This is a genomic window from Helicobacter sp. MIT 11-5569, from assembly GCF_000765695.2.
Taxonomy (GTDB): domain Bacteria; phylum Campylobacterota; class Campylobacteria; order Campylobacterales; family Helicobacteraceae; genus Helicobacter_D.
Map to the genome: position 1 here is coordinate 20,305 of NZ_JRPB02000014.1, position 12,531 is coordinate 32,835.

Below are 12,531 nucleotides of genomic sequence, written 5' to 3' on the forward strand. Positions count from 1 at the left end.
AGTTCTTAAAGGAATTTTGTGCGATTTAGCAAAAGTTTTATTATTTTATGCGCGATAGCAATATTTAGCGGTATAGGGATTGGATTTTTAAATGCTTCACAAAAGGATTCTGCGCAGCCTAAAGAGCAATTAGAATCCAAAATGGTAGAATCGCAAAATGTAGAATCCAAAAAAGCTTCCAAAGCCACACTTGTGAAAACTGCACCTATCCAAAGTGGAATCTTAAATCAAACTTATCAATATGTGGGTTCATTGTATTTTAGCGAGCGAGGTTTGCTAGCTTCTGAAATTTCTGGAATTATTGATTCTGTGGTTGTTAATGAAGGGCAACGCGTCAAAAAAGGAGAAGTATTAGCGATTTTAAATAGTGATTTGCTTAGTGATGAGATTGCCTCAAAAGAAGGGGCATTTAAGCAAGCAAAAGCGCAGTATGAAAAGATTAAAAAAGATTATGCGCGTTATAAAACTTTGTATGAAAGTGAATCAATTTCTTTTAAAGAATACGAAGATATTTTGTTTGATATGCAAGCACAAAAGGGAAATATGGAATCTATCGCGCATGGATTAGAATTGTTAAAAACGCAAAAGCGCAAAAAAGTTATCACAGCACCTTATGATGGTGTAGTTTTGCAAAAGCTTTTAAAACAAGGAGAATGGGTAAGTGCTGGAGCGGGTGTATTTAATTTTGCAAAATTAACTCCACTTGAAGCAACGTTTGAAGTTTCTTTTGAGATTCTGCGTTCTTTAAAAGTTGGTGATAATCTAGAAGTGCAAATCGCAAATCAAAATTATAAAGCAACAGTTAGCGCATTGATTCCATTAGGAGACGCAAAAGCTAGGACTTTTCCACTAAAACTTGCGATTGATGATCCTAAAGGAGAATTGATTGAGGGTTTAGAGGTGCGCGCTTCTTTTGGAGTTAAAGGAGATAAAGAAATGTTTTTAGTGCCACGTGATGCGATTTTGCCAGAAGCAAATGGAAATGTAATTTTTGTGCTTAATGGAAAACAAGCAAAAAAAGTGGCAATTACTATTAAGGGTTATGAGGGATTAAACGCATACATTGCGCCTATAAATTGGAATCTTAATGTTGAAAATAGGGTGATTGTTGTAGGGATAGAACGTTTAAAAGATGGAGATAATGTTTCTGAGGCTAATTTATGATAAAAACATTGATTAATCGTCCTGTTGTCGTGATTATAGGAATGATTTTGCTAAGTTTATTTGGAATCCTATCACTTAGCACAATGCCTTATCAGCTCACACCTCAAGTTACGCGTCCTGTGATTTCTGTGAATACAACTTGGAGTGGCGCAACTCCTTATGAGATTGAAAGAGAGATTTTAGAGAGACAAGAGCAAGTGCTAAAAGGGATTGATAATCTTGAAACAATGGAAGGATTTGCAAATAACGGACGCGCAAATGTAACATTAGAATTTAAAATTGGCACAGATTTAACAAAGGCAATGCTAGATGTTAGCAATAAGTTAAATGAAGTTAAAGGGTATCCAGATGACATTGACCGCCCTGTAATTCGCGCAACGGGAGAAGATACAAATCCTGTTGTTAGAATGATGTTAGTGAGTATTGATGCGCGTGTTAATGTCAGAGAATCTAGGACGTTTTTTAATGAAAATGTGATTCAGTATTTTGAACGTATTGATGGGGTGGCAGAAGTTTCTTTTCCTGGTGGTGATGATAGGGAAATGCATGTAATTATTGATGATAGAAAACTTGCAATCTATCAGCTTGATGTCGCAAGAATCGCAAATGTGCTAGATAAACAAAATATTAATTTATCTGCTGGAAGCTTGGATTATGGGAGAAAATCCTATCGTGTGCGCACGGTTGGAGAGTTTAAAAGCCCGCAAGATATTTTAGATGTGGTGATTTGGAGTGATGGAGTAAAGCGCGTTAAGATTAGTGATGTGGCAATTGTAAAAGAAGGTTTTGAAAACAAAACAACCGCATCTTATTATCGCGGAGATGAAAAAGCCCCCAAAGAAGCATTGTTTGTCGCGATTAAACCAACCGCTGATGCAAATGTTTTAGAGCTTACAAATGCGGTGGAAGTTGTTTTTAATACTTTAAATGATGGAATCTTAAAAGATAATGGATTAAAACTAGAATGGACAAATGACCAAAGGGATTATATTCAGCAAGCCATTGCTTTGGTGAAGGCTAATATTATCATTGGAGCATTTTTGGCATGTGGTGTGTTATTTGTATTTTTACGTTCTTTTACTTCAACATTAATTATCGCTGTGGCTATGCCATTAAGCGTATTTGGGACATTTATTGTGATGGCATTTTTAAACCGCACATTAAATGTTGTATCTTTGGCTGGAATCTCTTTTGCAGTGGGAATGCTTGTGGATTCCGCAATTGTTGTTTTAGAAAATATTGATCGGCATAAAAAGATGAGAAAAAGCCCGATGGAAGCTGTTGTTGATGGCACAAAAGAAGTGATTGGGGGATTAGTAGCTTCTGTGCTAACGACTGTGGCGATTTTTATTCCCATCTTAAACATTCAAGAAGAAGCTGGGCAGCTATTTAGAGATATTGCTTTAGCGGCGAGTGCTGCTGTTAGTTTTTCTCTCTTTGTCTCTATTATTGTGATTCCAACACTTAGTTATCAAAGCTCAAAGTTTCTTGGAGTAAAGCAAAGTCTTTTAGCAAAGAGTAAGAATCTGCAAGAGGTTTATAGAAGTGGCTCTCAGTTTTCTTTGAAAATTAGAGAGTTTGGGCAATGGTTTGTGGATTGGGTAATGTTTTTTGTGCAAACATCAATGCAAAGTATGCGTAATAAGATTTTAACGATTCTTAGTCTAACATTTTTAAGTCTTGCATTTAGTTATGTTTTGTTGCCAAAAATGGAGTATTTGCCACAAGGTAATCAGAATTTTGTCTTTGGGAGAATAATTCCCCCTCCGGGATTATCGTATAGTGAAAAAGAAAAAATAGGACAAGAGATTTTTAGTTGTTTGGGAGATTATTTTGCAAGTAGTGGATTTGAAGAAAATGCAAACTATCCTGCTATTGCAAATTTGTTTTATGTTGGGGGAAGTGCAGATTTGATTTTTGGATTGCGTGCATTACAGACGACAAGAGCAGCGGATTTGATTCCCCTTGCAAAAACTTGTATCCAAAAGATTCCAGGGGTTAGTGGAACAGCTCTGCAAACAGGGATTTTTGAGCGCAGGGGTTCAAGTCGTGGAGTGGATATTGATATTAGTGGAGAAAATATAGAATCGCTAATTGTTAGTGCAATTACTTTAGAAAAAATTATTAAAGAAGTTTTTGTGGAAAAATATGGAGAAAAAAATATTGCAACTTTGCAAATGCGTGCGCGTCCTAGCCTTGAAATACTTTATCCGGAGTTAAATTTGTATCCGAATTTAGAGCGTATAAGTGCAGTTGGGCTTGATGTGAATAGTTTTGGTGTTGCTTTAGATGTGCTTTTAGATGGGAGAAAGATTGCCGAGTATAAAGAAGAAGGTAGAGAAAAAATTGATTTAGTTTTAAAATCTCAAAATGGAGCAATTTATTCTCCAGAGGAGCTTTATAATGCAAGTATTTATACTTCTGTGGCTGGGATTATTCCTATTAGCACGCTAGCAGATTTGAAGCTAGAATATGGGACAAATCAGATTCGCCATTATGAGCGCAAAAGAACTATTACACTTATGCTAAACCCTCCATCAAATATTACGATTCAAGAATCTATGGAGCTTATTAGTGGAGAAATTTTAGAACGCTTAAAAGCAAGCGGAGCATTAGAAAATAATAGTATTTCTCTTAGTGGAACAGCAAATCAGCTAACTACAATTAAAAATTCCTTATTGCTAGGCTTTGTGCTAGCGGTGTTTATTATTTATTTGTTAATGGCAGCATTGTATGAGGATTTTATCTATCCTTTGATTATTCTTTTTAGTGTTCCTCTTGCTGTTGGGGGAGGATTTTTAGGGCTTTGGTTAGTTAATGTGTTTTTGGTGTATCAACCTTTAGATGTGCTAACAATGCTTGGGTTTATTATTTTGGTTGGAATCGTTGTTAATAATGCGATTTTAATTGTGTATCAAAGTTTGCATAATGTGCGTTTATATGGAATGGACGCGCAAAATGGGATTTTAGAAGCTGTGCGTGTTAGAATCCGTCCGATTTATATGAGCACTTTGACTTCTCTTTTTGGAATGCTTCCTCTAGTCGTAGCTCCGGGTGCTGGAAGTGAGATTTATAGGGGATTAGGAGCGGTAATTTTGGGGGGATTAGGTTTTTCAACAGTGCTTAGTATTTTTTTGATTCCTTGTTTGCTTTCTTTCTTTATTAAAAGGGAGATAAAATGATGAGATATGTTTTATTTTTTCTTTGTTTAAGTGGAATCATTAACGCATTAAGCTTACAAGAAGCTTTAGATTTGACATTAAGTCATAATCCTAACATTAAAGAGCAAGAGTATTTGCTACAAGAAAGCAGAGCAAATTATAAAATGTATCAAAGCCCATTTTATCCTAGTCTTAATGTAATGTATGGGACGCAAAAGAGCAATCGTATCCAAAGAGCAGATAAAAAGACAAGTGGGAATTTAGGCGGAAATGTGCAATATAATCTTTTTAATGGCTTTAGTGATGTTTATAATCTAAAAAGTTCTAAAGCATTATTAGAATCGCAAAATTATCAACTAGAAGCGACAAAAGAAGATGTGATTTTGCTAGTTAAAAGTGCATACATTAATGTGCTAAGACAAGCGCAAAATGTGGAGATTGCTGAACAATCAAGAGTGCTATTAGAAGAGCAAAGGCGACAAAATTTAGAGTTTTATCATGTCGGATTAATCCAAAAAAATGATTTATTAAAAATTGAAGTTGAACTTAATAATACTTTGCAAAATCTTCTTGCTTATAAAAGTGCGTTAAATTATGCGTTAAGAGATTTAGAACGTTACACACGCACAAAAATTTCTTTGCAGGATATTGAAGAGCTAAAGCTTAAAAATAGGAATCTAAATTTTGAGACGCTAAAGCAAGATATGCTACAAAGGCGCGCTGAATTATTGTTTATGGATAAAATTATTGAGAGTAAAGCACATTTGGTGCAAAGCGCAAAAGGGAATTTTCTACCAGAAATTGATATTATAGGAAGTTATACGCGTTATGGAGATGATTATGCGCTGCGTGGGCGTGAAGGGATATATAAAGATGAAACAAATGTGCAACTTGCTTTAAATTTTAACATTTTTGATGGTTTTAGCGATAGTTTTAATGTAGAGAGTGCGCAGATGAATAGGCTTGCTTTTGAATCTCAACGCGTTGCGTTAGTTGAGGAGTTGGAGTTACAACTCTTTAATGCTTTAGAAAATTATAATCTTGCTTTAAATGCTTTAGAGATTGCAAAACTTGCACTTGCACAAGCAGAAGAGAATTATAGAATCTCAAAAAATCGTTACACTCAAAGAATGGAAAGCACAGGTGATTTTTTGGACGCGGAGCTAGCTTTAACACAAGCGCGTAGTAATGTAGCGATTAATACTTATGCGATTATAGAATCGCTTGCACAATTAGAGAGAATCACGCAAACACAACTGATGATTAGGCAATGATTTGTTATAATGCGCTATTTTAGTTTGTATTTTTAGGGGAAATGATGCCCAAAAGTGTTGTGTTTTCTGTTTTGCTTGTGGTTGCGATGTTTTTTTGGGGGGCTTCTTGGCCTAGCAGCAAAGTGCTTGTGGGTTATACGAGCGCAGATGTGGTTACTTTTTGGAGATTTTTTGTTGCTTTTCTTGCTTCGCTTCCGCTTATTGCTGTTTTAAGGATTCCGCTTAGAATTGATGGCAAAGCATTTAGATATTTATTATTTGCTGCAATTTTAAATTGCTTGTATTCTTTAATGTTTTTTGTTGGGTTAAATTATGGAAGTGCTGGCAAAGGAGGAGTTCTTGTAACAACAATCACACCCGTTTTTGTCTATCTTTTAACTTTTGGGCTGCATAAGATTCAAAAAAATACAAACAGACAAATGAAAGGCAATGAGATTTTAGGATTATTTTTAGGTGTTGTGGCTGGAATCTGTTTGTTAGATTTAGGAAGCTCACAGACAATTTTTAGCAAGTTTAACACTTTTTTTATTTTGTGTGCATTAGATTGGGCGGTTTTAACCTTAGTATGCCATAGGCTTAGAATCCACCCTATTGCAATTAATTTTTATATTACGCTTTTTAGCGTAGTGTTGTTTTCTCCCATTTTCTTAGTGCAACCTGCAATATTAGAAATTTTTAATTTTGATTTACATTTTTGGTTGATGCTCTTTACAATTGGGGTGCTTTCAACTGCGGTTGGGACAAGTATTTATTATATGGGGATTGCACAAGTTGGTGCAGAAAAGGCAAGCTCTTTTCAGCTTTTAGTGCCTATATTTGCGCTTTTGACAAGTTATTTTATTTTAGGAGAGATTCCAAGTCTTTTAACATTAGTTGGGGGTGGAATCGCAATTTTTGCGATTTATCTCATCAATCTTTATAAGCCTAAAATTAGGAAAAATCAATGATGCAATGTTTAAAAAATCTTAGCAAAAAGCGTGAAGTTTGGTTTTTATTTGGGGTGGCGGCATTTTTCTTTGTTGCATTTTCACATTTTATCTTACAGAAATATTTATTATTGCAGCCTTGCGAACAATGCGTGTATATTCGCTATGCTTTTGTTGTATTGGGAATTGGCTGTATGCTTGTAGCGGTGAATCCAAAAAGTTTATTTGGATTGTTTGGAATCCTAATTTGCATTTACGCGTTAATAAAAGGTATTGTAGCGGCATTAATGTTAGATAAAATCCAAAAAGCATTGCAGAGTGAAACAATGGTGTTTGGGCTGAAAGGCTGCTCACTTTATCCAAAATTTGATTTTAATCTTCCTCTTGATATTTGGATTCCGCAGCTTTTTGCGCCTTATGGTTTTTGTGGTATAGAAACACCTATGATTAATGGAATCACGCTAAGCCCTTTGCAAGAAAAGCTTGTTGCTTTTTATAGTGAAGGGTGGTATTTAATTCCTGTTTTAAAATTTGGAACAATGGCACAATGCGCATTTGGAATCTTTATTCTTTATGCAATTTTAATCACATTGCTCTTTATTGATAATTTTTATCAAAGATAATACAATACGTGAATTATTTTACAAGGGCATAGATTGGGTATTTTTCAAAATAAAAAGTTTATTGTATTAGAGATTTTAATGTCTATTATTTTAGGCATTGGAATCGTATTTTATACGCAAAGTAATCAAGAAATTATACAAAAGCAAGATTCTGCACTTTATTATGTTAATATCAGTGGAAAACAGCGTGTTTTGGCACAGAGAATTGTATTTTTGTCGCAAATTATTTCTACAAATTATGTGTTAAAGCGCAATAATCAAGATATGCTTTTAGAGTTTAGTCATTGTATTAATGAGCTAAATTCTATCCATCAGATTTTGCAAAACTTTGTTGTTTCTACTATTGTTGGCAACGAAGAGCATTCCACACTTAATGATGTGTATTTTGGTAGTGGAGCTTTGATGCTTAAAATGGAGAAATTTTTAGAAGATGCCAATCAAATGTTTTATTTGACAAATTTTAAAGATGTTTTGCAAGTTAATCAGTTGCTTTTACAAGAGCTTGAAGGGGATAATGGACTTTTGGTGAGTTTAGAGCTTGCAACACTTAGTCAGCAAATTTATGCACAGAATTTCTTAAAAGAACAAGATAAAAATACAAGATTATTTTTGTATTTAGGGTTGTTAATTTGTGCAATGCAAGCCTTTTTATTGCTTTGGGTTGCAGTGCGCCGCTAGGTTTTATTGTGAAAAATTTATTTCCATTTTTAGTTTTGCTTGTATTTTTGGGATTCCACTTAAGCATCTATTTCTTCTTTATTAAACAGGTTATAAAGTCTAAAATCGTGCTTAATGTTTTAAAAACTTTTTTAGTTTTTAATTTTTTGGGTATCGTGCTATATTTATCAAGGCACTATTTTATAGATTTTCCACAAAATTTATTTTTTTTAGTTTCTCTCTCTATTGGCGTAGGTTTTGTGCTGTTTGTGGTGATGTTACTTTATCAATTTTTATCACTTGTTTTACGACTTATTGGAATCTTATTTCCTAAATTTTCACAAGAGCGCAGGAGATTTTTCCAAAATTCTTTAAATTTGGCAAGCGGAATCCTCGCATTGGGTTATTTTGGAGCTGGTTTGGTAGAAGGTAGGCTTGCCCCAAAGGTAGAATTTCTAAGTATTCCACTAAAAGGGCTTAAAGGAAAAATGACTGCGGCGCAAATTAGTGATTTGCATATTGGCAGATTAATAGAAGAGAATGTAGTGCGAAAAATTGTAGAACAGACAAATGCCTTAAAGCCTGATTTTATCGTTTTAACTGGTGATATTGTGGATACTGAAGTCTCAAAAGTCCCTAAGGCTATTGAGGCATTAGCGCAATTAAAAGCACCTCTTGGGGTGTATTTTATTCTTGGAAATCATGAGTATTTTCATAGTATTAAACCCTTAATGCAAGCGTTAAAAAGTCATGGTATTGTAGTTTTAGAAAATGCTTGTGTGCAGCTACAAAAAGGTGAAACAAAGATTAATTTAGCTGGAGTTTATGATTTATTTGGAAGGCGCATTAATGCTTTAGAACCTAACTTAGAAGAAACTCTTAAAAGTAGGATTCCGCAAAGTCCATTAATTTTATTGGCACACCAACCAAAATTTGCTTTTGAAGTTAAAGAAGAGCATCATGTGGATTTAATTTTGAGCGGACACACACATGGCGGGCAGATATTTCCTTTTAGTTTGCTTGTAAAATTAGAACATCCTTATTTAAAAGGGCTATATCAACATAGTAAAAACACACAAATTTATGTGAATCGTGGCACAGGATTTTGGGGACCCCCAATGCGCTTCTTGACAAGAGCGGAGATTACATATTTTGAGTTTGTAGAAGCTTAAAACAAAGTTTCAAATAAAACAAAGTATAATCAAATTGAATTAAAAAATTTAGGAAGAGAGTTGAAAGGCTTTAAAAAACAATTTAAATATCCTTTAATACTGCTGGCATTATTGTTTAGTAGAGCTTTTGGGCTTGAGTTTTATGTAGATAGCGGAAGAGAAGATGGGCGTAATTTTGCAATTTTAAATTTGCGTGATGATAAGCCATTTTATTGTTATGAGGAGCTAAATAGAGATTCTGAAGTTGGCACAATTATATGTAATTTTGACGCTCCTTTGCTTTCAAGGTTTCAACGTAGTGAAACACTATTTTTTTCTATTACTCCAGAGATTTTTGATGATAATGCAAGTGGCTTTAGTTTGAAAATTATCCCTAAAGCAAATAAAAAAATGAAGCTTTATAATACAGAGTTTGATTTATCGAGCAATCAGCGCATACCTATGGAAAATAATGTAAAATCTAAACGTTGGCAGATTTTAGGTTATGAGGGTGAGATTCCATTTTTAAATGATAAGCCTAGTTATGGTATTAATTTTCCAATTCGCTTTGATCAAGTCCCTAGTATTGGTGTTTTGGACGCACAAATGCGCCCTATGGATAATCAAGTCGGCAGAGATAAGGATTATTTTTTAAATGTGCAATCTTTTGTGGAACGCGGTTCTTATGTCGAGGCACTTAATTTGATTGATGAAATGCTTGGAATCTATCCAGAGACAATTTTTAAACGTGATGTATTGTATTTGCATTTAGTTGCTCTTGATGGAATGCGTAGTGTAGAGAATTATGAAGAAATTATTTCTTTGGGAAAAGCATGGCTTGGAGCATATCCTACAGATATTCATGTTCCACAAGTTTTGTTTATTATGGCAAGAACTTATGCAGAAATGAAGTTTTTTGAAGAAGCAAAATATTATTATGATAGGCTTTTTAATGAGTATAAGGGTGATAAATATGAGCTTCTAGCAAGATTGAATTATGGCGAACATTTATATGCGCGTGGGGATCGTAAGGTCGTGCTTGAAATGTATGAATCTGTGCTAAGAGAGACAAAGGATTTAGAAGTAGCTTCACTTGCTTCCGTGCTTTTGGGGGATTATTATCAAAAAAGTGATGATAAACGTATGGCTGAAAAATATCTTGATGATACATTGCAAGCCAATCCTGATTTTTTCTTGCAGAATATTCCTAAGTATTATGCAATGATGCAAGTTTGGGCAGAATCTGGAATCTATGAAACTCCTGCAAAGGTGTTAGAAGTCATGTTTAAAACTTTTGAAGATAAAACCGTGCCTTTATATTTGCCGATGTTAAGAGATATGGCAATATGGTTTGATAAGGCTGGAGATTTGCAAAAGGCGCATACATATTATCAAATGCTTTTAACAGAAAGCGAAAGTGAAGCAGAGCGCAGAGAGATTAAAAAACTTGATGATACATTGTTGTTAAATGATAATGAGAGTAATGCAACAAGGCGTTTGGAACATTATGATTATGTGATTGCAAACTACAAAGGAAAAGAAGAGGAAAAGATTGCATTAGAAAAAAAAGCACAGACTTATTATGACAATGGGGATTATGCAAGTGTTTTTGCAATGAAAGAAGACTTAGACAAGGTGTTAGGCGAGAATAATCCTGTGTTATTAAATGCAGTGAGTATGCTAACTAAGAATGCTTTAAGTATGGGAAATTGTAAAGAAGCATCATATTACGGGGATTTATATGGAATTCACCTTGAATTGCAAAATTCCGAATTTTTAAAACTTTTTGATTGTTTATACACAAATAAGCAGTTTATACCCGCATTAGAGATTGCCAAAGAGAAGTCTGTGCAAGTTGCAACACCTAAGCAAAAAGAAGATTGGCTCTATCGCTTAGCTTGGGTGGAATATGTTTCGCAAGATTATCCAAAAGCAGCACTTGCTGCGCGTGATACTCTAAGTTTATTAAGTGATGCAAAGCATAATGATAGTGCTTGGGTATTATTTATGGCACTTTCTAAAAATGGAAATAACGAAGAAGCTTTTAAATTATTACCAACTTTGGAAGAAAAACTAAAAAATAGTAATAAAATGATTGAAGTGTATCGTATAGTGCTACAAGATGCGTTAGCGCGCAAAGATGATACAGCTATTAATGTGTATGCAAAACATCTGATGGATTTGCAAGCTTTACATAAGCGTTATGAGTATTCTCCATGGGTAGAGCTTGGAGTAGTAGAGGCACTAAATCGTGAGGGGAAATTTCAAGAATCTCTTGAAATGCTAAAAAACGCAGAATCGCATGCAAATAAAGATACAGAAAAGATTCAAATTTATTACTTGCAAGGTTATTTATATGATAAACTAAACAATAAAAATGCTGCATTGGAATCTTATGGAAAATGTGAGATAATCAATGCAGAATCTCCGTGGAAAAATCTATGTATTGATGCAAAAAAATTGCTAGAAAACACACAATAAGGAGAAAAAGGTGGAGCAAACATTGGATTTTGAGGAATATTTGCAAAATGTTACACAATGTTTAGAAAGGTTGGGTGATGAAAGTATTGGTTTAAATGAGAGCTTAGAACTTTATAAAAGTGGAATGGAAAATCTCCAAAAAGCACAAAAATTATTAGAAAATGCACAAGTGCAGTGTGAAACTCTAAAAATGCAATTTACAAAGGATGAAGAATGAAAATCTCCGCATTGCAACTCTCAAATGCGCGAACACAAAGCGATATAGAATGTTATATTAAAACTGCTGTAGATTCAAAAGTAAAGGTGATTCTCTTTGGTGAGTATTTGTTAAATCCATTTTTTAAAGACTTAGAAATGGGTCGCGGCAAAAAGACGCATACATTAGATAAAATCAAAAAAGAGACACATAAGATTTTGGAATTATCTGCAAAGTATAATATTGTGATGGTAGCACCTATTTTCGAAGTGGTAAAAGATAGGATTTACAAAACCATTCTTATTTTAAATAAGGGAAAGGCTTTGAGCTATCGTGCGCAAAAATTAATGCCATATGCACACTGGAATGAAGTAGAATTTTTTGCAAATACAATGCCAAAATCTCCAAAAACTCCACCGATTTTTAATGTAGGGGGATTTAAATTTGCAGCGGTGTTTGGATATGAATTGCATTTTGATAATTTTTGGCTAAAGTTAAAAGATGAAAATGTAGATTGTGTGCTTTTACCAACAGCTTCTACTTTTGATTCTTCTTTGCGATGGAGAAGTATTATTAAAATGCGCGCTTTTTTAAATAGTTGTTATATTTTACGCGCAAATCGTATTGGACAATATCAAGATGCTCCAACTCAAACTTCTTGGAATTTTTATGGCGATTCCTTGTTTGTCTCTCCAAATGGAGAAATTATTGACTGTTTAGGCGATAGAGAGGAGCTGTTAATCGTTGAGGTGGATAAGAAATATTTAAAAGAGATTAAAGATTGTTGGCAATTCCGTTAGATTAACCCCGCTTTTAACTTATTTGGCTATAATGCTTGATTTTTCATGATTTTAAAAAGAATTTAATGCCATTTTAATCTTTTGGAGTTCCTAATGTC

10 protein-coding genes are annotated in these 12,531 nt (G+C 34.1%); all 10 read left to right on the plus strand.

Going from position 1 to position 12,531, the window contains the following annotated elements:
- The first annotated feature begins 18 nt into the window (after positions 1 to 18).
- Genes LS70_RS09075 through LS70_RS09120 form a run of 10 tightly spaced genes read left to right on the plus strand, consistent with a single transcriptional unit; the run spans position 19 to position 12,433 of the window.
- The gene (locus LS70_RS09075) at positions 19 to 1,164 is read left to right on the plus strand and encodes an efflux RND transporter periplasmic adaptor subunit (protein ID WP_034287085.1); all 1,146 of its coding nucleotides are present in this window, start codon (positions 19 to 21) and stop codon (positions 1,162 to 1,164) included.
- Positions 1,161 to 4,346 carry an efflux RND transporter permease subunit gene (locus tag LS70_RS09080; protein ID WP_034287083.1) on the plus strand — a complete coding sequence of 1,062 codons (3,186 nt, stop codon included), beginning with the start codon at positions 1,161 to 1,163 and terminating at the stop codon, positions 4,344 to 4,346. The genes LS70_RS09075 and LS70_RS09080 overlap by 4 nt, the downstream gene beginning before the upstream one ends.
- Positions 4,343 to 5,599, plus strand: coding sequence for a TolC family protein (locus LS70_RS09085; RefSeq protein ID WP_034287081.1), 1,257 nt, complete (start codon positions 4,343 to 4,345; stop codon positions 5,597 to 5,599). The genes LS70_RS09080 and LS70_RS09085 overlap by 4 nt, the downstream gene beginning before the upstream one ends.
- A 44-nt stretch (positions 5,600 to 5,643) precedes the next feature.
- A complete protein-coding gene (locus LS70_RS09090; RefSeq protein WP_138109430.1) occupies positions 5,644 to 6,546 on the plus strand; it encodes a DMT family transporter in 903 nt (300 codons plus the stop codon).
- Positions 6,543 to 7,148 (plus strand): disulfide bond formation protein B, encoded by a 606-nt coding sequence (locus LS70_RS09095; protein ID WP_034287079.1) that lies wholly within the window; start codon positions 6,543 to 6,545, stop codon positions 7,146 to 7,148. The genes LS70_RS09090 and LS70_RS09095 overlap by 4 nt, the downstream gene beginning before the upstream one ends.
- A 33-nt stretch (positions 7,149 to 7,181) precedes the next feature.
- Entirely contained in the window at positions 7,182 to 7,826 is a 645-nt protein-coding gene (locus LS70_RS09100) for a hypothetical protein (RefSeq protein WP_034287076.1), read from the plus strand.
- Between the two features lie 8 nt (positions 7,827 to 7,834).
- Positions 7,835 to 8,977, plus strand: a complete 1,143-nt coding sequence (locus LS70_RS09105; RefSeq protein WP_052083257.1) for a metallophosphoesterase — start codon at positions 7,835 to 7,837, stop codon at positions 8,975 to 8,977.
- Between the two features lie 60 nt (positions 8,978 to 9,037).
- Entirely contained in the window at positions 9,038 to 11,437 is a 2,400-nt protein-coding gene (locus LS70_RS09110) for a tetratricopeptide repeat protein (protein ID WP_236096472.1), read from the plus strand.
- Positions 11,438 to 11,447: 10 nt separating this feature from the next.
- A complete protein-coding gene (gene xseB, locus LS70_RS09115; RefSeq protein ID WP_034287074.1) occupies positions 11,448 to 11,654 on the plus strand; it encodes an exodeoxyribonuclease VII small subunit in 207 nt (68 codons plus the stop codon).
- Positions 11,651 to 12,433 carry a carbon-nitrogen hydrolase family protein gene (locus LS70_RS09120; protein ID WP_034287072.1) on the plus strand — a complete coding sequence of 261 codons (783 nt, stop codon included), beginning with the start codon at positions 11,651 to 11,653 and terminating at the stop codon, positions 12,431 to 12,433. The genes xseB and LS70_RS09120 overlap by 4 nt, the downstream gene beginning before the upstream one ends.
- The last annotated feature ends 98 nt before the right edge of the window (positions 12,434 to 12,531 follow it).